Here is a 23,308-nt window from a genome sequence, read left to right as displayed (position 1 = left end):
CATCTGCTGAAGTTGCTCCATCGGTATACCACTCTCTTGAAACAAACGCACATACTTGCGCACTGTGTTGCGGGATAGCTCAAAGGTCGCGCTGATACCTTTTATCCCCATCCCCATTGCATAGCAATGAAGAATGTTTGCTAACTTTGTTGTCATTGTAATTTTAGCTTTAACCCATCGACCAGGACGGGAATCTAAATTACATAAAAATCCCCTGTTGGTTTATATTCCGACAGGGGACATTTTTATTTTGGCGAAAAGGGTCAAACATATTTTGGTACATGGGGGCAATTTAGACTGGCACGAGGGGGCAACGCTCACTGGATTTTCCATACCTCGTAGGTTTGTGAATTTAGCGAGATAGTACCCAATGTAAGAATGCCTTGTTCTATTGAGTTACGAAAATGGATCTTTATGCGTTCCAACAGTTCTTCGAAACTAAAAGGCTTTTTGATGTAATCATTTGCTCCGCATTGTAGTCCCTCGATAGTATCCTGCACCGTATCTCTCGCTGTTAAAAACAAGATGGGCGTATTTACATCTTCCTGCCGGATAGCCTTGCAAACATCTATACCATCCATCTTGGGTAACACCCAATCGAGTAGAATCAGGTCGGGCTTCTCCGATTGAAAAAGCTCTATTCCCTGTTCTCCATCAACAGCGATGGAGATACTATAACCTTCTTCTTCTAATCCTTGTTTGAGAAAGGTATAGATTCCGGGTTCGTCTTCTATGATAAGGATATGGCTCATATTTTGCAAAGATAGAGAAAATAGTTTTGTTCATCTTTAGATGAAGTCTGTCTGTCGATAAATATAGTGAAGAACTGATTGAGGAAAGCAAAAAGTTTGAATAAAATAAAAAATGCCCGAAATCACTTCGAGCATTCTATTTCATTTCCTCGTCCTATAATTATCAGTCCTGCTCACTCCACGCTATCACAGCAAAATTATCGTTGGATATTTCTTTAACCTTTTCTATCCATTGTATCTCACTTTGTGCTTTGGCTTTTAAAAATGGATTATTGGTATTGGTAAGTAATAAACTTGAATTAACTACCCACCATTTATTTTTTAGTCCTGCACGATGTAAATCCTGTTGTAAGCGCTGGGCTTCGAAAACGGGAGTCGTTTCGGGTAGCGTAACAATTATCACTTCCGTTTCTTTCTCATTCCGTAAGCGTGGCAGTAGATTCTGGACAGCGGGCGTGATATTACCTTGTGTACGCTCTACTTCCTTGTGATAACTTTGCGTAGAATCGAGCAATAGTAAAGTATGCCCTGTTGGTGCAGTATCAATTACCACTACTTCATTGTCAGCTTTAGCTACAATTTCGGCAAAAGAATTAAATACGGCGATCTCCTGTGTACATGGCGACCGTAAATCTTCTTCGATATAGCTCAAATCGGCATCGCCCATCGTTTCTCTTGCCTTATCTAATACATTCTTTTGATAGGCTGCTAATACTGCTTTTTCGTCAATATGACTCACTGTGATACCCTCTACTTTCGTTTCTACAAAAGCTAAATGATTGGCAGGGTCGGTCGTTGTCAGATGTACTTTTATACCTTTCTTTGCCAACCCTCTGGCAATATCGCCAGCAATAGTTGTTTTCCCGACACCACCTTTGCCCATTGTGAAAATTACCCGTTTGCCCGATGTGTATAAGTCATCAATGATATTGTCGATAGTTTTAAAATCGTTTGTATTGATTGTCTTTTGTTCATTTGCTGATACCTTATCTGTATTCAACATATTACGGATATTATCAATACCAGTCATATTATAAGAACGTAGGGGCACAAAATAGGTAGCTAGTTTTAATAAGGATTGAGAGCGATTATTCAATGCTTTTTGTTGGCGGTCATATAACTGCTTCGATATAGCATCATTTGAGTCGTAGTTATCTAATACGCCATTGATAATCAGATGTTGCGATTTTATACCTGTCTCCAATAATTCATTAGAAGAGCGTTCGACTTCGGCTAATGGACTTTCATCGGGACGACTAACCAGAAACATGGTTGTTTGTGTTTCGTCCGATAGTGTTCGTACGGCTTCTTTATATACTTCCTTGCGATCTTCTAATCCCGAAAGTTGCCCCAAGCAAGATGCTCCGGTGGTATTTTCGTCAATAAAAGTATTCCATGCCGATGGTAGTTGCAACATACGCAGTGTATGTCCGGTGGGAGCCGTGTCGAAAATTATATTGTCGAAGCCTGTTCGTTTATCTTCATCGGTAATGAAATTTGAAAACTCATTGAATGCTGCAATCTCTACTGTACATGAGCCGGAAAGCTGTTCTTCCATGTTGGCAATTACGCTTTCAGGTAATTTCCCTCTGAATGGACTGATTACCGATTCTCTGTATTCGGCAGCAGCTTGTTCGGGATCGAGATTTACGACTGTTAAATTGGGTACTTCTTTAATCTGTGTACCCTTATTATTCAAGTCCATATTAAAGACATCCTGCAAGTTAGAGGCAGGGTCGGTGCTGATTAAAAGGACTTTCTTACCACTATCAGCAAGGTTTACGGCGGTGGCACAAGCGATAGATGTTTTACCAACGCCACCTTTACCTGTGAAGAATATATACTTCGTATAATTTTCTGTTGATGGATTATATGTTTTCATTTTTCAATTGTTTTATTCTTTTTTCGTAGTCAGGTCCTCTTCTTTTACCTGCAGCCATTCTGCTATTTGCTTGTTGCTCGGATAGGCTTTCTTCATCACAATTTCATTATCGAGCATCGTAATGGGAAATACGTCTGCCGACTCATTCATCAGGCAATCGTTAATCACTTTTGTATCTACATATACCTGTGGATTATCTTTCAGATTGTAACGTTCTACGAGTATTCCCTTGCGTTTCAATGTTTCCACGACTACGGCAATACGCATCAGTTCGGGGTCGATATTGACTCCACATAGTCCTGTCGGACAGCATAGTGCTGAGTCATATATTTTCATTGTTTTACGGTTATCTACTTTCAAGTCTAGCATATCAGTTCTATTTTATGCAGTTATTACTTTTAACACTTCATCTTTGGTTGGCACATAGCCTTTTATCTTTACTTCGCCATCTACCACTACGGCAGGCAACGACATAATATTGTATTTCACAATCTCCAGTATATCTTCTTCTTTAGATACTGTGGCACTTATTCCCGAATCGGTAATAACCGATTGTACAACATCGAATGTTGTTTTACACTTGGCACATCCTGTGCCTAATATTATTATTTCCATATTTTTGTTTTTAAATGTTCATTACCACATAATATATTCCAATCACTATAAATATGGCTGATATTATTCTTCGAAACTATATCTCAAAGCTTTTCATTCTATTATAGAACTTGCCCACATTCGACATACTGTACGCTAACAAGTAAGCGATGATGATAACAGGCAATCCTGTGGCGATAGCAAATACAGGAGGTAAAATCAGCCCCGATACACTACTGATTGTCATAGGGATAAGCACTCCGAAATAGAGTACACCGCTATACGGGCAGAAAGCCAATGCGAACAATACGCCCAAAAGAAAAGCATTCAGATAATTCTTTTTCATTTTCTTTTCACTGACTTTCGCCGTGAGCCTGTTCAATATTGGGATGTTGAACTTTATAATATCCAACATCAATATTCCGATGATGATTAAGGCTATTCCCAGATACAGTCCGCTGATATTCTGCAACATTTTGGCTACATGAAATTTGCTTGCTCCAAAATAAAATACCAATCCCAAAGCTGTATAACTGAACACACGCCCCAATGTATAGAATATACCATTGAAAAGAACACGTTTTTTATCCGCTATATCTTTGCTCAGATAGGCTGTTGCCGTAATATTGGTAGCCAATGGACAAGGGCTGATAGCTGTCATTAATCCCAAGATAAAAGCAGTCAGTATCGGAATATCCGAGTTATCCACTAATTGTTGTAAGAACTCCATACACTTATGATGCTCTTTGGTTTACTTCTTTCTTTATCAGATCGCTAAGAACATTCGGATTATTTATAGCATTGGCAAAGGCTTGTTCCGTAATATCTACCGAGTTATCACCTTTGGCAATAATGAGAGCATTCCAAGATACTTCGTACTTATTTACCAAATCCTCAAACTGCTTGTCGCTTGTATCTACTTCGATAAATTTCACATTGTTGTTGTCTGCATAGGTTTCTTCAATGGTTTTCTTAGCCAAGTTGCCCACTGCTATGCAAGTTTTGCAGCGTTGTTTACCATGAAAATAGTAGATGTTGGTTACAGAATCGTCAACCGTATTGGCTGCTACTACTGTTTCGGCACTTTCACTCTTTTCTGCTTGTCCTTTGCTGTTACACGATATTGCAAACAAAGCAATGAGTGCAACAAATAATAGATTTCTTGTTTTCATTTATTCAATTCCCACTCCGATAGCCATTGCCAAAAATATCCAAAGTGTTAAGTTCTTGTTTAAGAACCCCATTTTTTTATTGCTCATTTTCTTCTTTTATTTTGATGTAAAAATTATAAAATGCTTCCCTTATTTGGTCACGTACTCGAATAAACTCGCTTTGTATAAATTCGGGAGTTCCTTCGGCATCGGATGGGTCATCAAATCCGATGTGTAATTGATGTTTTACTTTGCCCGAAAATATTGGGCAAGTTTTTTTTGCTCCACCGCAGACTGTGATAACATAATCCCATTCATCATTCAAATATTTATTCACGCTATCTGATGTATGATGCGAAATATCTATTCCCGCATCTTTCATTACTTCAACAGCTTTGGGATTTAGTTTTCCGCTTGCTTTTGTTCCTGCGGAATAAACTGATAATTTAGAATCAAACGATTGTAGGAATCCATGTGCCATTTGGCTGCGGCAACTGTTCCCTGTGCAAAGTATAAGTATTTTCATATTTTATATTCATTCGTTAATATACGATATATTCGCTATTCGTGAAAATACGAATATTGTGGGTGAAATTTTTATTTCGTGCTGCAATTATCTTCATTACTAACCTCTACAAAAAATGCAGAAAACATACTTTTTGCTTTCTCCCAATTTTCTTTATTGATACAATATTTGACAGTGGGTAGCGTAATTGTCCCTTGTACCAATCCTGCATCTTTGAGTTCATTCAGGTGTTGAGACAATGTACTCTTAGCAATAGGTAGTATTTCCGACATATCTCCATGATAGCAGCATGATTGGTTAGCAAGCATTTCCAATATAGCAATACGAATAGGATGTCCCATTGCTTTGGCGAAGCGTGCAATTTGTTCTTGTTCGGCTGTTAATTCTTTCTTTGGCATATCTAATATATATTTAGAGTTCGCAAATATACGAATATTTTTTTATTCGCAAGTAAACGAATGATATATTTTTATTTTTACCTCCCCAATCCCCTTTGCTGTTTTTTTTCATTAACCTTTACCCCAATACTCTGTAAAAACTTCTTTTTCTGCTCCCTGAACCAATCCACATAATAAACACCGTCAATAGCCAGACACGGTTTCTTCTCCTTATCTCGGGCAATAGAAACTACCGCTTCTTTTGCTTCAACGTTTTGCTTATGTTCCGGTGAATATAACTCCCCCGAATAGGCTACTTTCTGACCCGATAATATCTGTTTCACAATTTGAAGCGGAATTTTTATAGTTTCGCACAGACGTACAATAAACTCAAAATCCTTTAGAATAGGCATGCTTTCAAATAATCTATCCATTTTAGTTCGCTGGCTATCTATAAGCTCATCCTTTTCAGCAATCTCTTTATTTTTCTGAGCAATAATAGTTTTGGTTTCTTTCTCAACATTTTCTTTTTCAACCTTCAAATTCTCAATGTTAGAGTTTAATATGCTAACCTCTTCCTCCAGTTTCTTCGCCTTCGGATTTCCCATTAGCCTGCCCATACCTTCAAGAATGCCCTTCCCGGCTTCTTTCGCTGTCTTCTCGAAGCCAGTCTTCACAATCTCATCTTTCACTTGGCGAAGCTGTTTCTCTTTTTCCTCCAATTCCGATTCCTTACCGCCTATCTTTTGCTGCAAATCAGCCAAACGCATAGCTTCTTCCTGCTCCTTGAACTGCAATTCTTTTACAGCCTGCTCTTTTTCATTTTTCTGTTGTTCAAATAAATCACGCTCAATCTTCGCCTTTTCTGCCTGCTCAAAGACATTTCGGTAAAACTCTGATGTAGTTACATGTTTAGCTTCCGATCCTCTGATACCTCGCTGTAATCCATATTTAGCCATTGCTTCGGCATAAGTATCTTGAAAACGTTCCAAATTATCCTTTGTCATCACATCATCGGCACACAGACGAACCGTATTCTTACTTTTTGTTTTGTACTTTCGTTTACCATTATCTTGTTCTGCTTTGGCTTTTCTTCGTTCTCCCTCTACAATAGGAACAATTGAGGCATGAATATGGGGAGTCTTCTCATCCATATGCAACACAGCCGATACCACATTCTTTTCTCCGAATTCTTTTTTCAGATAATTGATAGAGTCTTTACACCATTCATTGATACGTCCCTCCGCCATAATTCGTTTCATATCTTCATGCGTTCCCGATAAATTGATACGCATTACCCGTACTTGATCCTTTGTTATTTTGCGTTTTATCCCTGCTGTTTCTATTCGGTACTGTATAGCTCGTGTCCGATTCGTAACCCCTTCGGGAAATTCAATTAACTCTTTATTCAGATGAGTCAAATTCTTATCGGCATTTTTAGGATCGACTGTTCGTTCTATATGTGCCGTCATTCGGGAGTCATTCCCTTTGGCTTTACGTATGTGAAATACTACATATCCCATATCTTAAATATCATTTAGTTCAACTTTAAATTTTATCTTTGTCATATAAAAGTCGCTTAAAGCGACTGCGGTCGGAAGACCGCTCAGGGGGATTTCAAAGGGGGAACACCCTTTGACTCATAGGGCTGTTTTTAGTGAAGTGCAACGGAGCGTAAAGAAAACGCCCTAATGAGCTACGGCGTTTATACAAACGTCCCTTTGGATAGCAAAAGATCGCTGTTATGCTAGCTCCAAAATACACGTCATCTCGGACATCAGGTGAGATAAAAAATGAGCAAATTCTGATAATGCTACATCCACAAACACCAAACTCATCGGTCGGGGATCGCCCTTGCGGCAAGGGGGGAGACCACTCCTCCCGACGAGCGAAATACATTCAAAAGGACATGTGTTTTTGAAGATTTTTATTCCTCATCAGGAAATAAGCGTTCCTGTTCCTCTTGCTGAATCTCTTTCATCTGGCTTGTATAGGTTTCCAGATGGTCTACAATAATATTTTCGATGAGAGTCGAAATACTCAATCTGTAAATTCCCATATTAGCAACTACCCATTTTAGGATATCGTGTGTTCTTTCACTGACATATACAGGATAGCGATTTATAATTTTTACTCTTCGGCAGAATACTGACATGTATTGTTCTTTAGATATATTACTTTTCATGTTTTTGTTTTTTTTATTGTTAATCAGTTAGTTAATTAATTATTGACTCATTTAATCAGTTATGCAGTTATTCAATGAATAATTACTTTAATGACTCAACTATTTGTTTATTTCATTTATTCACAATACATTGAAATCACAATATAATTCTTCAATGAAATCAGAGCATGACACTAGCATAAAATAACGCCACCCGCTGGTGGCGTTATCAAACTTTCTCATGTGGTGGATGAAAAAGGACTTCATAGGTTTTCAGCTACTTGTTGTACCTATTACTTTTGATTGTACTCCCGGATAGAACTTTCGTATATCCTTCTGTCAGGAGTGATTCTTAATATACCTGCTGCTACCAAATCAGATATTTTCTTGTGCGAACGCCGAAGCATCTTCGCTACCTGATTGATACTAAATGTCCTTTCAATCTCTGATTCCGCAGATTTAGGCATCTTTTTATCAAATACCCTTTCAATAATTTCCTCTAAAGAGGATTCTGTTGCTACAATAATTTTCTCCATAGGCAATACTTTTTAGAAATTAATTAATACATTATATGCAAAAGCTAAATTTATTTTATACATTTGTAATTCAAAGTTAGAAATAAAAACCCACAAACTAAACTATTAGTTTAATTTGATTGGTTCTTTAAGATTAATTACAATCCAATGGTATATTTAGTTAAGATCCGTGAATTATGTGAACGCAAAGGCGTAACAATGAAGCAGGCTGCTTCTGACTTGGGAATGACAGAGCAAAGCCTGCATAAGATCATTAAGGGCAACTCTACTAAAATAGATACCCTGATAGCCATATCTAACTACTTCGATGTTGATCCGGCTTACTTCTTCGATTCTTCTACCAATGAAGGGAAAGAATATATTTCAGTGAGTAAAGCAGAACTATACGGACTGATAAAGAAAGTGCTGGCGTACTCTATAAATGGCTTTGGAATAGTAAATCTGAAATGGGATACTAAAGAGAAGAAATTTTACTCTTACTTTGATGTGCTAAACAAACAGTATAGTCCAACCGAAGAGGACTTGGAAAATATATCCTCGCTCCTTGAAACAAAAATAGATGTTACAAGCAAAACGACTCCGAAGGATGTATCTAAGCTGTTAATGACAAAGGATGAGTTTGATTTTACATCGAGCTACTATTACAGCATAAAGAAAATGGAGGTACAGGAAGAACTACAAAATCTTTCTTCTTTCATGGGGAAACATAATATTCCTATCACAAAGAGTATTGAAAAGGATATACAGGAGTTGAAAGACCAAATAAAATATTACGAATCGAAAAGTATTATTGGGGCGAATAAATAACTTTTACTATTTTTACTACATAATCAAAGTAAAAATTATGGAAATATATCACGGAGGATATAACACAGTTGAAGCACCTGAAATAAGAATAGGTAAATATGCCAAAGATTTTGGTACAGGCTTTTATTGTACGGAGTTAAAAGAACAGGCTGTACGATGGGCAAAGCGTTATGATACTCCAACGATTAATATATACAATTTTGAGCAAGATGATAAATTAAAGATTCTACACTTCGAAGAGATGACGGAAGAGTGGCTGAAATTTATAGTTGATTGTAGAAGTGGTAAAAAGCATGATTATGATATTGTGATTGGAGCAATGGCGAATGATCAGGTGTATAACTATATTTCTGATTATATAAGTGGTGTGCTTACAAAAGAACAGTTTTGGGTGTTAGCCAAATTCAAGCATCCGACACATCAGATAAACTTTTGTACACAAGATGCTCTTAAATGTTTAACCTTTATAAAGAGTGAGGAGATTAAACCATGACAGGCAGAGAGAAAAAAGAATATAACGACTTATTTTTTACTTGTAGCCTGATTGAATATATCGGGAGAAACACAAAGAATCATCGCAATGTGATTGTCAATGCTATCGGCAAAGATAAGCTACAACATATCTACGATTTGGCAGATGTATATCATAGCGAAAATATAGACAAGATTACGGATGAATTAATTAGTAACTTCCATATCGAGGAAGGTACATTCGATAATGTGGCGGAAGCAAAATACTCAATACCGACCCATTGGGATATTGGTAAAGTGTATAAGCGACTGATAGTTGATATTTGCAATAAGCAGGAGAAAGAACCTATTGATACACTTATGGAGGTTTATAACTCTTGGCTATCCCGAAAGATTGAAGATTTTAATAGTAGCTTGTATTACGAAAGCCCCGACTATTTGTATGAATCATATATAAAAGGAGAGGTGCTTTAGTTCCTCTCAAACTTAGAACTAAAATTATTGTATTTATAATGTTTTACAGTGCATATCCGAATGGATATATTGTGTTTATAATCAGCAAGATACAAAGTTGGTTCGAATCCCAATAAACCCGAATAAAATTCCCGTAAATATTTGTAAATCCGCTGTTTATGATTATATTTGTAGCGATAAATGTATAAACTAACTGTTTTACATTTGTTTTACAGTAGATAAAATTTAATGATATTATTCCTTTGATAACCAACTGGTTATTTAAAAGTATAAGGCTCCGCCAGGAACCTCAAGCAAAAAAAAAGACCTTGTAAGTTTTTCTTACAAGGTCTTTTTTTGTGGTACCCATTTATCTATTAATCTCTCTCCTATCTCTTTTTTCAGCGTCCTAAATTTCGAACAAAAATCAGAAAAAAAAAGAGAGAGAAGCTATTATCATAAGTTCTCCGATATACAATCACCTGATAAATTTAGATCAAAAAAACTGATAGTATTTCCGCTTTTATACTAAGCATCCCCTTCCACAAGAGATTCAGACATCATTGATCAAAAACTGAACTTTTTTGAATGATTAAAGGACATTTTTCTGTCAGAGATTCTACTATTTTACACAATCATTTTTTTTGTTAGCTAATGTTGCCGTTTCGGTGGAATATTATAATAAGTTATAAATAAAGTAAATTCCATTTATCCATGAAAAAAACAAACCATTAATTATGTATCTACTCAATTCCTAACTATCAGTATACGCTAGTCACAGCTATACTCTGAGAAAGACAATTCAAGGATTCCACACATTCTTATAATATTTATAAGATACCAAAGGTCTAATAATAACATCAATCAGTTTTTATTGACATATTCTTCAGTATACTCTCAATACTAATGGGATGAAGATAACTCAAAAAACTCAGATTTTTTCATTATTTGATCTAAAGGGAATACTCAATTGAAGCCTCTCCCCGTAGTGGTCATGTGTTATCATATTTGCAAATAGCTCAAAATGTGTTAATACTCACTAACATCCTAAAACTATTAATATTATCACGGATTATCAATTAATTATTTTTACTATGAAGAAAAACTCGCCGAAAAGAGTAGAATGCTCTTTGTATAAGAGTATTCGAAAAACAGTTTTCTTGATTATGCTGACTTTACTGAGCACTCTCAGTGCTTTAGCTCAAGAACGATCGATATCAGGAGCCGTTATAGATGAAAAAGGGGAACCTTTAATCGGAGTATCGGTTTCAATTAAAGGGACAACAACCGGAACTTTAACCGATATTGATGGGAAATTTAAATTAAATGCCGCTTCTCATGCTGTCTTATCCGTTTCATATCTGGGATATACAACAAAAGAAGTATCTGTCGGAAATCAATCAGTAATAAACATTTCATTGGTTGAAGACAGTAAAGTGCTAGATGATGTTGTAGTAGTCGGATTTGCGACACAGAAAAAAGTAAATCTCACCGGATCTGTAGGTATAGCCACAGCCAAGGAACTTGACTCTCGCCCTGTAAGTAATGCAACACAGGCATTGCAAGGGCTTGTACCGGGGTTACAGATATCGACTAATAATGGATCGCTGGATAAAAACATGAATATAAATATTCGTGGAACAGGTACTATAGGGGAAGGATCCAGTGGGTCTCCTTTGATATTAATAGATGGTATGGAAGGAGATATTAATACTATCAACCCGCAGGACATCGAAAATATATCAGTTCTGAAAGATGCTGCAGCATCATCTATTTATGGATCGCGAGCTCCGTTCGGAGTTGTTTTAATAACAACTAAAAAAGGTAAAAGCGGTAAAGCATCTATTAACTATAACAATAGTTTCCGGATCAACAGTCCCATAAACCTACCGAAGATGATGGATTCGTATACCTTCGCTAATTATTTTAATACAGCAGCAAAAGGTGTAGGTTGGGGAACAGTATTCTCAAATGATGTAATGCAAAAAATGCTCGATTTTCAGGCTAAAGGCGGAACAAGCAAAGGCGGACTTCCTACTAACGGTACAGTATGGGGAAAGCCGGCAGGAGACCCCTTTACTGAAGCATATGCTAATACTGACTGGTATTCGGAAATATACAAAGACAATAGTTTCTCTCAGGAACATAATATTAGCTTAAGCGGTGGATCAGAAAAGATCACGTACTATACAGCCTTAGGTTACCTTGATCAGAATGGATTGCTACGTCAGGGTGACGATGGTCTAAAGCGCTACAACGTTACAGCCAAAATTAATGCTGAGATGACAGACTGGCTAGACTTCAGCTATAACTTACGCTATATCCGCGTAGACAATTGGAGACCAACTGCTTTTAACGACGGCTTATACGAAAAAATCGGCCGCCAAACATGGCCTAACCTTCCTATATATGACGAAAACGGCTTTTATCATAACAGTAATGCACAAACTCCGGCTATGCAATTGGCTCTGGGAGGCAAACGCACAAGCCAAACAGACAAGATATATCATCAGGGTGCATTTATCTTAGAACCTATAAAAGACTGGAAAACCCATTTCGAATTCAACTATAGTACTAATACTACAGATGTACGCGAAATATCATTACCATACTATAACCACAAGGTTAATGGAGATATTGATGATACAAACGGAACAAACAGTTTGTACCAAGACCATAAAAAAGAAAATTACTGGAATATCAACATTTTCTCAGATTATACCAGAACATTCAATGAAAATCACAACTTCAAAGTTATGGGAGGTTTTCAGGCTGACGAAATGAAACAATCGTTTTTCAGTGCAAAAGGATACGGCTTATTATTAGAAGATTTGGCCGAATTAAACCTGATAAGCAGTTTAGACGGGCTTGGAGCAGATAAAATACCTGAAGTAGGCGGATACAGAAACGAATGGGCTACCGCTGGATTCTTCGGCCGTATCAATTATGACTATGACGGAAAATATCTCGCAGAAGTAAATATGCGTTACGATGGAACTTCTCGTTTTCGCAGAGGAAACAGATGGGATTTATATCCATCATTCTCGGCCGGATGGAATATTGCACGTGAAAGCTTTTGGCAGCCATTTGAAAAAACAGTAAGTATGTTGAAACTACGTGCTTCTTACGGAGAACTGGGCAACCAAAATACAAATGTTTGGTATCCGACCTATCGCGAAATGGAGCTGAAAGCCGCCAATGGCGGATGGTTGCAAAATGGTGTAAAACCAAATACAGCCAAAATCGGAGATCTTATAAGTACAATGTTGACATGGGAAACTGTAAGAACATGGAATGTGGGACTAGACTGGGGAATGCTAAACAACCGCTTAACCGGATCATTCGATTATTACAATCGATTCACAGATAACATGGTAGGACCAGCTCCTGAGCTTCCTGCTGTGATAGGTATTACCGCTCCAAAAACAAATAACTGTGACCTAAAGACCGCAGGATGGGAGCTTGTATTATCATGGAATGACCGTCTGAAAAATGGCTTTGGATACAGTGCCAAAATGATGTTATCTGATGCACAAACTACTATAGAAAGCTATCCCGGAAATACAACCAACTCTATTTGGTCATATGTCGGAGGACGTAAAACCGGTGAAATATGGGGATATCAGACTGTAGGAATCGCTAAAACTCAAGAAGAAATGGATGCTCACCTTGCTAAAGTAGGCGGTCAATCATTCGGCTCTGAATGGGGTGCCGGAGATATCATGTATGCTGACCTCGATGGAAAAGCAGGAATATCGGAAGGAGCCGGAACCATAGACGATCATGGAGACCTGAAAGTGATCGGGAACAGTACTCCTCGTTACTTCTTCGGGATAGACCTTTCGGCTGACTGGAAAGGACTCGATTTCAGAGCATTCTTCCAAGGTGTAATGAAACGTGACATTTGGATGAACAGTAATATGTTCTGGGGTGCGGTACAAGATCAATGGTGGTCTACAGGACTTAAAGAACATGGCGATTACTTCAGAGCAGAAGCTTCGGGTCTAAATAATGAAATACCTGCAAATTTGGATGCTTATTACCCTCGTCCTTTATTCGGTTGGGGAAGTAACGGAGCAGGTAAAAACCACAAGGCTCAGACCAGATATTTGCAAGATGCATCTTATATAAGATTGAAAAATCTTCAAATTGGTTATACCCTACCGGCTTCACTAACTCAGAAACTATCTATCAGTAAATGCAGAATTTTTGTTTCAGGCGAAAATCTGTGGACAGGAACTTCATTATCTAAGCTATTCGATCCTGAAACTGTAGATGGTGGAGATACTGGCAGCGGCGCAAATCAATTTATCAAAAACGGAGGAAATGCTTATCCTCTTTCTAAAACTTGGTCATTTGGTCTTAGTCTAACTTTATAAAAAGATATTATCATGAAATTATATAGAAAAATAGTTATAGGTTCTCTCCTACTCGCCCTTACCGGAGGATTATCTTCCTGTGATGATTTTTTGGACAAGGAACCACAATCCAATGCATCACCCGAGAATACATTGACCGAAGCTAATCAGCTTGCTTATTATGCAAATAACCTGTATGCTGATATTTTACCATCACACAGTAACTGGAGTTATGGTATTTTCGGAGAAGATAACAATACAGATAATCAGACTGGGGTTTCGGCTCACGACCGTTATACATCCGATCGGTGGAAAGTAGCCCATAATGAAACCGACAATTGGAAGTTCGAAATGATTTATCGTTGTAATTATTTCTTTTCGCTGGTAACTCCCCGATATGGAGAAGATTTAAGCGGATCGGCAAATACGATCACAGGTAGTCTTCCCGAAATAAAACATTACATCGGAGAAATGTATTTCTTACGTGCCTGTGAATACTTTAAACGTTACCAGATGTTCGGAGACTTTCCGATCATAACAGAACCTCTTGCAGATAATTCAGCTGTATTGACAGAAGCCAGCAAACGTAAACCACGCAATGAAGTTGCCCGCTTCATCCTTTCGGATCTTGACAAGGCAATCACATTATTGTCGGAAAGCAGTATGGCAAAAACACGTATCAACAAAGATGCAGCACTTCTTTTAAAATCGAGAGTAGCTCTTTTTGAAGGTACGTGGCTCAAATATTTCAAGGGAACGGCATTTGTACCGAATGGAACAGACTGGCCGGGAGCTCAGAAAGATTATAACTCAGGATACCAATATCCAAGCGGCAGTATAGATGAAGAAATCAACTATTTCCTTGATCAGGCAATGGATGCTTCGAAACAAGTAGCAGAAGAGTATAAAGGCAAGCTAACAGTAAATACCGGAACATTACAACAATCGGCTACAGACGCAGCAAACCCATATTTCGATATGTTTGCTCAAGAAGATTTGTCCGGTGTACAGGAAGTTCTGTTATGGCGCCAGTATGGTCGTGGCTTATCTACACATAATGTGAATTCAGCGGCGGGACGCGGTAATTACCGCATAGGAGTTACCAGGGGATTGGTTAACAGCTTTTTGATGGCCGATGGTACTCCCGTTTATTCTCATGGAACATATGCAGCCGGAGACGGATATTACAAAGGTGATAAAACAATCGCTGATGTTCGTGCAAACAGAGACCCTCGTCTGTCAATATTCCTGAAAGAACCGGGACAAAACAATATTCTGTTTGAACTTGATAACTCAGAAGGTACAGAAGCTGTATTAGTTGAACCTTACCCAGCTATCACAAACGGAGACGGCGAGCGTGGATATGCAACCGGCTATGCTCTGCGTAAGGGTGGATCATTCAACAAAAAATACTATGCTAACGGAGGAGGCTACACTGCAGCTATCTGTTACAGAGCAACAGAAGCCCTTCTTAATTACATGGAAGCAAGTTATGTAAGAAAAGGAACTCTGGATGGTACTGCGCGTGAATATTGGACTATCATACGTCAACGCTCTCATGTTTCTACAGATATAGACAATACAATCAGCAAAACAGTAATGGCTAAAGAAGCCGAAAATGACTGGGGAGCATATTCTGCCGGAAATCTGATAGATGCTACGCTTTATAACATACGCAGGGAGCGTCGCAGCGAATTAATCGCCGAAGGTTTGAGATATATGGATCTGTGCCGTTGGCGGTCGATGGATCAATTGATGACCACTCCATACCACATCGAAGGTTTCCACTTGTGGAATACACCGATGGAAAGCTGGTATAACAACCTGATTGCCGATGGAAGCGAAAACGCAAATACATCGTCAAAAGACAAGAGTGAATATCTTCGTCCTTTCGAAAGATACAGTGCTCAGGCTGCTTATAACGGTATGACTTGGAAAATGGCTCACTATCTACAGCCTATCATGATCAAACAATTCCAACTAACGACAACAAGCGGTTCGGATCTTTCGTCTTCAACGATTTATCAAAATCCGTATTGGCCGTTAGTAGCTGATCAGCCTGCTGAAAAATAAGATTGCGATTTAGAATCATTCTGAACAATTAAGTGAGTTAGTAAATAGGTCTGAGACCTTAAATGTGAAGCTAATAAGATTTCTACAGGAAGTCTTATTAGCTTCTATAAATCAATAAAATATGAATTTTATAAAACATATCTTAGTATTGTATGTTCTGCTATCCGGCTGTTTTTGGGTATCTGCAGAAAAAAGATCTTCTTTTTATCCGGGTAACCTATGGCTCGATAACAATGAGAAGATTATCAATGCTCATGGAGGAGGAATTCTTTATCATGCCGGCAAATATTATTGGTTTGGCGAGCACAAGGGGGAAAACACCAATGCTGCATTAGTAGGTGTAACTTGTTATTCTTCGGATGATTTGTACAACTGGAATTACGAAGGAGTTGCACTTCCTGTATCTGAGGATAAAAACAGCCCTATAACAAAAGGATCAGTAATAGAACGGCCGAAGGTTATCTATAACGCTAAAACCGGAAAGTTTGTAATGTACTTTCACCTCGAACTGAAAGACAAAGGCTACGAAGCAGCTCATACCGCAGTAGCTGTGAGCGATAATCCTTCGGGACCATACAAACTATTGAACAATAATCGTGTCAATGCCGGAAAATGGCCGGAAAATATGACCGATCCACAGAAACAAATAAAAGATAGACCGGAAGATTTCGAGTGGTGGACTCCTGAATGGAGAAAAGCTATCAAAGAAGGGTTATTTACCCGTCGTGATTTTCAGGGAGGACAAATGTCCCGCGATATGACTCTCTTTGTAGACGATGACAACAAAGCATACCATATTTATTCATCAGAAGATAATCTGACACTTCAGATTGCCGAGTTAACCGATGATTATTTGGGATACACCGGAAGGTATATCCGCATAGAACCGGCAGGACATAACGAAGCTCCGGCTATCTTTAAGAAAGATGGTAAATATTTTATGATTACATCGGGATGCACAGGCTGGGATCCGAATGCTGCACGCCTATTGACTGCTAACAACATTATGGGTACATGGACATTGCACCCAAATCCCTGTATCGGTAAAAATGCAGAACTCACATTCAACTCGCAAAGCACATACATCCTTCCCGTACAAGGCAAGAGAGATGCTTTTATATTCATGGCGGATAGATGGAGACCTAATAATCCGATTGACGGCAGATATGTATGGCTCCCGATATTGTTTGAAAATGGAATGCCTGTGCTGAAATGGTTTGACAACTGGAACCTAAATATATTTGACCAGATAAGTGCTGATAATTCTGCACCAACTCAATATGAAGGATACAAGCTTGCTTGGAATGACGAATTTAACGGAGAGGGACATCCCGACCCGAAAGTCTGGAGTCATGAAAAAGGATTCACCCGGAATGAAGAATTTCAATGGTACCAACCCGAAAACGCAAAATGCAGCAATGGAGTATTGACTATAAGCGGAAAAAAAGAACGAATCAAAAATTCAAATTACGATGCACGCAGTAACGATTGGCGAAAGAATAGAGAGTATGCCGAATATACAGCGTCATCAATAAAAACCGAAGGTAAAAAAGAATTCAAATACGGACGTTTCGAAATCAGAGCAAAAATACCTACAGCAAAAGGATCATGGCCTGCTATCTGGACGCTGGGAAATTCGATGGAATGGCCTTCCAACGGTGAGATAGATATTCTGGAATACTATCAGATAGACGGGGCTCCTCATATTTTGGCTAATACAGCATGGGGCACAGACAAAAGATTCACCGCAGAATGGAACTCTTCGAAGATCCCGTTTTCTCATTTCCTGAAAAAAGATCCGAACTGGGCAGATAAATTCCATATCTGGCGTATGGATTGGGACGAAAATTATATACGCCTGTATCTGGATAACGAGTTGTTGAATGAAACACCTTTAGATAAAACATTCAACGGATCTTTAGGCAAGAAGAAGAATCCATTCCGCCAACCTCATCATTACCTGTTATTAAATCTGGCAATAGGTGGAGTAAACGGAGGCATACCCGACGATACAGCTTTTCCTTTGAAATACGAGATAGATTATGTAAGAGTATATCAGAAGGTTAAATAAACATTGAGCCTTTTTATACAATTTTATCTATATAAAGAAAATCTGCAAATCCTTAAATTTAAAAAATAGCAGATAAAGAAAAAATGACTTTCAGTTACTTAAAAGGAAACATCAGGAATAATACATTTTTCGTGTAACCTTTGTAACCTTTTTCAAATACCCCACCCCCTAAAGTGGTTTCTCGAGAGAAAGACAAATCCACTTTAGGGGACAGCCGGGGAAAAAGGAAACAATCGAAAAGCTGAACATAAAGTATGTTACTTTTGTTACCTTTTCAGCTTAATTGAGAATTAATAAGGTAACAGAAAGTATTTAATGACTTGCTTTAAAGCGATAACCTACTGTTGCTATTATGCTTGTAAAGTTAGGAAATAAGCCTGAGACCTTAATTGAAACTTCGAACTGATCAACGGTCACTGATTTTATGTTACCTTTATATATATTCATTATCGATCATGAAAAATATAATCAGACTTCTTGTTTTATTCGCCATCATACTGATCAGGCCTGTTTCTGCTCAATATGCCTATGCTAATCTTTTTCCTTTGGGTAAACAGCTACCTTCAAGCTCAGTAAGGTGTATGTTTCAGGATAGAGACGGGATAATGTGGTTAGGCACAAGCGATGGATTATGCAGATACGACGGATATCGTCTTCATGTATACAGGTCGAGTGCCAAAAGTCCCGATTTGTTATCGAACAATGATATACGCTGCATCACAGAAGATGGTAAAGGAAGACTTCTTATAGGTACATGGAAAGGAATAAATATACTGGATCCGAACACAAATAGAATATCGAGCCTCAATTTTCCTGAACTAAATACCGAAATAAGATCGATAGTCATTGACAAAAAAGGATATATCTGGATTGGTACATACGAGCGGCTGGTACGATGTTCACCCGATTGGAAAGAATGTAAAACATACGATCTGTATCTGCCTAAAACCAGTGTCAATTCCATATTTATGGATAACAAGGGTGAAATATGGAGCCTATTCTGGCAACAGGGACTCTATAGGTATAATTCGCAAAAAGATAAATGGGATGCGATGCCCAAGATCGGGGATGATAACAACCCATTCAAAATGTTTCAGGATAAAAAAGGACAGCTTTGGATAACAAGTTGGGATGATGGTGTATATTTGATGCATACGGAAAAACCATCTCAGATGTATACCCCGGTTAGTGCTGATAATGCTAACGAAAAAAGTAGGTTCGCGGCTATTTTCGGAATACAACAGGATGATAAATACGGCTATTACTGGATGGTAGGACATCAGGGATTAACTGTTGTCGACTATAAAAATGGCAAGTTTAGCATTATAGACATGAATAATGTGACTTCTAAAATGAATAACATATTCAGTACGATACAAAAAGATACTGAAGGCAATATGTGGATAGCAGCATTTAATGAAGGTGCATACATTATAAATCTGAACAACCCGGTTATAAAAAATTATCCGTTTCCGATGATTAAATCTCAGACGGGAGGTTTAACAACCGACATTAAAGCAATATACGAAGATGGAGACGGAGACTTGTGGATCGGACAAAACAGATGGGGATTAGGGATATATTCCCACAAAGACAATACTCTCAGATTTTTTAATGAGTTTCCTTCATTGAAAAATCTAAAAGGAATAACCAGTATCGTTTATATAAACAAATTCTCGTCAGAACCTGATGTTGTATGGGTTTGTTCGGAATACTCTTCACTAATATATGTAATAAAAAAAATCAACAATAATCTCCTATTAGACCGCACATATGACCTTGAAAAAATCGGTGGCGGCTATATTCAGCAGATATTTGAAGATAACAGAAAAATACTATGGATAACCACTTCTACCGGAATATTTTACAAACCTTACGGTGAGGACATACAGAAAATAGATATAAATATTAGAGATGCATCAGGTATAACAATGGATAAACAGGGAGATATCTGGATCAGTACAAGAATACAAGGTATCTTTAAATTTACTCCTGTCAAAATCGGGGGCTCCCTGAAGGCCGAGAACCTGGTAAATCTAAGCAAAGAAAACAGCACACTGCTCAGCAATGACATTGAGTGTATCAGTGCTGATAACTCAAAAACAAATATATGGATAGGCAGCAAAGAAGGAAACATTTTTATAGTCAACTCCCATAATTTGCTGATAAATAATATTTCAAGCGAATTTTACGGCTATATCAACGAAGGAATACAGAATATTGTTGTAGACTCAAAAAATCATGTATGGATCTCAACAAACAAATGCATTATCGAATATGACCCTCTAAATAAAGGAAAAATAGCTTATACACCAGAAGACGATATTATTGTGAATTCTCTCTCGGTAAACTCATATTATTACTCCGAAGGTAAATATATTTATTATGGAGGAAACAGAGGTATCACACGTCTGACTAACAATATCAGCCGTCTGTCTGAAAAAGCAAAAAAAACAGAGGTTCTGATAACAGATGTAAATATTAATAACAATTCTATTCTCGATGCGTTGCCGCCCGACAGCTATAGTTTAGATAAAGAAAAAAGAGTACTCCGATTAGGTAATGATGCAAAGAATGTCCGGATTGATTTTTCTGCGCTAAATTACTCGTATCCCCATAAAGTATTATATGCATACCGAATAAAAGGGATAGATGATGACTGGATATACACAAACGGTGAACGTCAATTTGCATTCTATAACAAACTCCCTAAGGGCTCTTATACACTTGAACTTAGAGCAACGGATATAAACGGCTTATGGAGCGACACCATAAGTTCATACTCTATAATAAAAGCACCCATGTGGTACGAAACATGGTGGGCATATTTATTATACACATTTATTATCATTGCCATACTATACATCATTTATATAAAGACGCAAAAGCAGATGATGCTGAAAAACGAATTGCGTATTACTCAGATAGAAAAAGAAAAATCGGAAGAACTAATTCAAGCCAAATTGAGTTACTTCACCAATATCTCACACGATTTCCTGACTCCTATCACAATTATTTCGTGTCTGATAGACGATATCGAAATATTATATCTTAATAAGATACCACAACTTAACAAGATGAGATATAATCTGAATAAACTTAAGCGTCTAATTCAACAGATTCTTGATTTTCGAAAACTTGAAAGTGGTAAACTCGATCTAAAAGTTAGTTCAGGAGACATATCTACCTTCATCAGAGAATTATGTGAAACAAATTTCGAACCTCTGATGAATAAAAAACATATTAATTTTTCTTTCATTACAGATGAAGATTCAATACCGGCATTCTTCGATGCCGACAAAATAGAGAAAGTCATATTTAACCTTCTATCCAATGCCTACAAATATACAGATGAAGGAGGACTAATAACGGTAAATTTAAAGCTGCAGAAAAAAGAAGGATCCCAATATATTATCATCCGGATTAGTGATACAGGCATAGGTATAGACCCTAATAACCTGAAATTAATCTTTAACAGATTCTTTAGCCACAAAGGTAAAAAAGGAGTGGAAGGAAATGGTATCGGGCTGGCCTTAACCAAAGAACTTCTGCAACTACACCATGCAACCATAGATGTAGAAAGTGAGATAAATAAGGGCTCAACCTTCTCAATTTGCCTTCCTATTGATAGAAACTGTTATTCGGATACAGAAGTTGATTCCTCTAAACAGCTTCCAATTTTAGAAAATACCTACAATCATCTTATTGAGGAAGCATCATTTAGCTTAACAGAAAGTACAAATGAACAGTTGAAAGTGGATGATAACAAACTATTGATTGTTGAGGACAATGAAGAACTGCTAACCCTCATGTCTCAGATTTTCTCGAGATACAGAAGAGTAATAACCGCATCGAATGGATCTGAGGCAATGTCTGTCATTCAAAATAATGACATAGATATAATCGTGAGTGATGTAATGATGCCCGAAATGGATGGACTGACTCTATGCCAGACTCTAAAATCTGATATCAAGACCAGCCACATACCAATAATACTGCTTACGGCAAAGAATAACCCCGATGATAGAATAGCATGTTATAATGCAGGAGCTGACGGATACATAGCTAAACCTTTTGAACTTAAGGTACTGGAAGCCCGTATACAGAACTTCCTCTCAAACAAACAGGTCAAACAACAGGAATTCAAACTTGACTCAAATATAGATACAGACAAGTTGGAAACTTCCCCTATTGATCAACAGTTTCTGAGTCAGGCTATATCTATCATACAAGACCGGATACTTGACACTGAATTCGAAATCAATGATCTGGCTCAAGACTTGTGTATGTCGAAATCGTCTTTATACAGAAAAATCAAAGCTACGACAGGCCTATCTCCTATTGAATTTATTCGCAATATACGATTGAAGCATGCATGTCAAATGCTGGGGGATAGCTCCATCACGATTTCGGAAGTTGCATACGCTTGTGGTTTCTCAAATCCAAGATATTTTTCATCTTGCTTTAAAGAAGAGTTTGGTACTACACCAAAGGCATTTCAGAAATCACGGAATAATAAGTAAACAGAATGTTATTAACATTAGAGATGAATCCTTTTCTGCCTTTGTCTTAAGATTGAATAAAAGAAATAGCTATAGAAAGATTTAATAGATAAGGTTTTAGCTTAGCTTCCGAACAGGCTTATATGTAGTTTCTGGTCAATAAATCAGTCTTCTCAGATCATGATTAATAGGAAGTAGCAACAATGTTAAACTGTATATTTCTAAGCCTTATATTTCCAGAAAGTATGTATTAACAAAAAAGTCCCGAGTAAAAAATTACTCAGGACTTCCTGTCTTTAAAAGAGGGCGGTTACCTACTCTCCCACATAATTGCAGTACCATCGGCGTGGGTGGGCTTAACTTCTCTGTTCGGAATGGGAAGAGGTGGATCCCCAACGCTATAACCACCTTAATATCTTTGATCTTATATATTAAGACGTGATGTAAAAGAACAAGTCTTTAAAAATTTGTATGTAGCAAACCTGTTACACAGGCGAAGTTTTGACGAAAAAGTTTCGGGCAATTAGTACTACTCGGCTATGACATTACTGCCTTTACACCTGTAGCCTATCAACGTCGTAGTCTACAACG

General features: G+C 37.7%; 17 protein-coding genes, 2 rRNA genes and 1 pseudogene. 7 read left to right on the top strand and 13 right to left on the bottom strand.

Annotation, left to right across the window (positions count from 1 at the left end):
• Positions 1-317: 317 nt before the first annotated feature.
• From K322_RS19390 to K322_RS0112890, 11 genes and pseudogenes are all read right to left on the bottom strand, one after another.
• The gene (locus K322_RS19390; RefSeq protein WP_260203865.1) at positions 318-752 is read right to left on the bottom strand and encodes a response regulator transcription factor; all 435 of its coding nucleotides are present in this window, start codon (positions 750-752) and stop codon (positions 318-320) included.
• A gap of 163 nt (positions 753-915) precedes the next feature.
• Complete coding sequence (gene arsA, locus K322_RS0112935) at positions 916-2,634, bottom strand: arsenical pump-driving ATPase (protein WP_026627269.1); 1,719 nt, start codon at positions 2,632-2,634, stop codon at positions 916-918.
• 12 nt (positions 2,635-2,646) lie between these two features.
• Complete coding sequence (gene arsD, locus K322_RS0112930; RefSeq protein WP_026627268.1) at positions 2,647-3,003, bottom strand: arsenite efflux transporter metallochaperone ArsD; 357 nt, start codon at positions 3,001-3,003, stop codon at positions 2,647-2,649.
• 12 nt (positions 3,004-3,015) lie between these two features.
• Positions 3,016-3,249 (bottom strand): thioredoxin family protein, encoded by a 234-nt coding sequence (locus tag K322_RS0112925; RefSeq protein WP_026627267.1) that lies wholly within the window; start codon positions 3,247-3,249, stop codon positions 3,016-3,018.
• A 79-nt stretch (positions 3,250-3,328) separates the two neighbouring features.
• Positions 3,329-3,958: pseudogene (locus tag K322_RS19385) on the bottom strand (aromatic aminobenezylarsenical efflux permease ArsG family transporter); the annotation flags it as partial.
• Positions 3,959-3,962: 4 nt separating this feature from the next.
• Positions 3,963-4,400 carry a nitrophenyl compound nitroreductase subunit ArsF family protein gene (locus K322_RS0112915; protein ID WP_026627266.1) on the bottom strand — a complete coding sequence of 146 codons (438 nt, stop codon included), beginning with the start codon at positions 4,398-4,400 and terminating at the stop codon, positions 3,963-3,965.
• A gap of 76 nt (positions 4,401-4,476) precedes the next feature.
• Positions 4,477-4,905: an arsenate reductase ArsC gene (locus K322_RS0112910; protein ID WP_026627265.1), complete on the bottom strand. Its 429-nt coding sequence runs from the start codon at positions 4,903-4,905 to the stop codon at positions 4,477-4,479.
• A 71-nt stretch (positions 4,906-4,976) separates the two neighbouring features.
• A complete protein-coding gene (locus tag K322_RS0112905; protein WP_026627264.1) occupies positions 4,977-5,303 on the bottom strand; it encodes an ArsR/SmtB family transcription factor in 327 nt (108 codons plus the stop codon).
• A gap of 77 nt (positions 5,304-5,380) precedes the next feature.
• On the bottom strand, positions 5,381-6,805 hold the full coding sequence (gene mobV, locus K322_RS0112900; protein WP_026627263.1) for a MobV family relaxase: 1,425 nt from the start codon (positions 6,803-6,805) through the stop codon (positions 5,381-5,383).
• Positions 6,806-7,209: 404 nt separating this feature from the next.
• On the bottom strand, positions 7,210-7,491 hold the full coding sequence (locus K322_RS19380) for a DUF3408 domain-containing protein (RefSeq protein ID WP_260203867.1): 282 nt from the start codon (positions 7,489-7,491) through the stop codon (positions 7,210-7,212).
• A gap of 248 nt (positions 7,492-7,739) precedes the next feature.
• A complete protein-coding gene (locus K322_RS0112890; RefSeq protein ID WP_026627262.1) occupies positions 7,740-7,982 on the bottom strand; it encodes a hypothetical protein in 243 nt (80 codons plus the stop codon).
• Positions 7,983-8,129: 147 nt separating this feature from the next.
• Here K322_RS0112890 and K322_RS0112885 point away from each other — a divergent pair, with 147 nt between their 5' ends.
• From K322_RS0112885 to K322_RS0112850, 7 genes are all read left to right on the top strand, one after another.
• The gene (locus K322_RS0112885) at positions 8,130-8,789 is read left to right on the top strand and encodes a helix-turn-helix domain-containing protein (protein WP_026627261.1); all 660 of its coding nucleotides are present in this window, start codon (positions 8,130-8,132) and stop codon (positions 8,787-8,789) included.
• Between the two features lie 37 nt (positions 8,790-8,826).
• Entirely contained in the window at positions 8,827-9,282 is a 456-nt protein-coding gene (locus K322_RS0112880) for a DUF3990 domain-containing protein (protein WP_026627260.1), read from the top strand.
• The gene (locus K322_RS0112875; protein WP_026627259.1) at positions 9,279-9,734 is read left to right on the top strand and encodes a hypothetical protein; all 456 of its coding nucleotides are present in this window, start codon (positions 9,279-9,281) and stop codon (positions 9,732-9,734) included. Before K322_RS0112880 ends, K322_RS0112875 begins: the two co-directional genes overlap by 4 nt.
• Positions 9,735-10,807: 1,073 nt before the next feature.
• Positions 10,808-14,092, top strand: a complete 3,285-nt coding sequence (locus tag K322_RS0112865; RefSeq protein ID WP_026627257.1) for a SusC/RagA family TonB-linked outer membrane protein — start codon at positions 10,808-10,810, stop codon at positions 14,090-14,092.
• A 12-nt stretch (positions 14,093-14,104) separates the two neighbouring features.
• Positions 14,105-16,144, top strand: coding sequence for a RagB/SusD family nutrient uptake outer membrane protein (locus K322_RS0112860; protein WP_026627256.1), 2,040 nt, complete (start codon positions 14,105-14,107; stop codon positions 16,142-16,144).
• A gap of 121 nt (positions 16,145-16,265) precedes the next feature.
• Positions 16,266-18,215 (top strand): family 43 glycosylhydrolase, encoded by a 1,950-nt coding sequence (locus K322_RS0112855; protein WP_026627255.1) that lies wholly within the window; start codon positions 16,266-16,268, stop codon positions 18,213-18,215.
• A 455-nt stretch (positions 18,216-18,670) separates the two neighbouring features.
• Positions 18,671-22,738 carry a hybrid sensor histidine kinase/response regulator transcription factor gene (locus K322_RS0112850; RefSeq protein WP_026627254.1) on the top strand — a complete coding sequence of 1,356 codons (4,068 nt, stop codon included), beginning with the start codon at positions 18,671-18,673 and terminating at the stop codon, positions 22,736-22,738.
• Between the two features lie 280 nt (positions 22,739-23,018).
• On the opposite strand, the gene rrf is transcribed toward K322_RS0112850, so the two are convergent.
• A 5S ribosomal RNA gene (rrf, locus tag K322_RS0112845) occupies positions 23,019-23,129 on the bottom strand.
• A 90-nt stretch (positions 23,130-23,219) separates the two neighbouring features.
• Positions 23,220-23,308, bottom strand: a 23S ribosomal RNA gene (locus tag K322_RS0112840); the annotation flags it as partial.

It is taken from the genome of Indolivaga capnocytophagoides DSM 22835 (assembly GCF_000426485.1).
GTDB lineage: Bacteria > Bacteroidota > Bacteroidia > Bacteroidales > Dysgonomonadaceae > Dysgonomonas_A > Dysgonomonas_A capnocytophagoides.
Note: the sequence above shows the minus strand (reverse complement) of the source record. Positions and strands in the feature narration are given on the sequence as shown.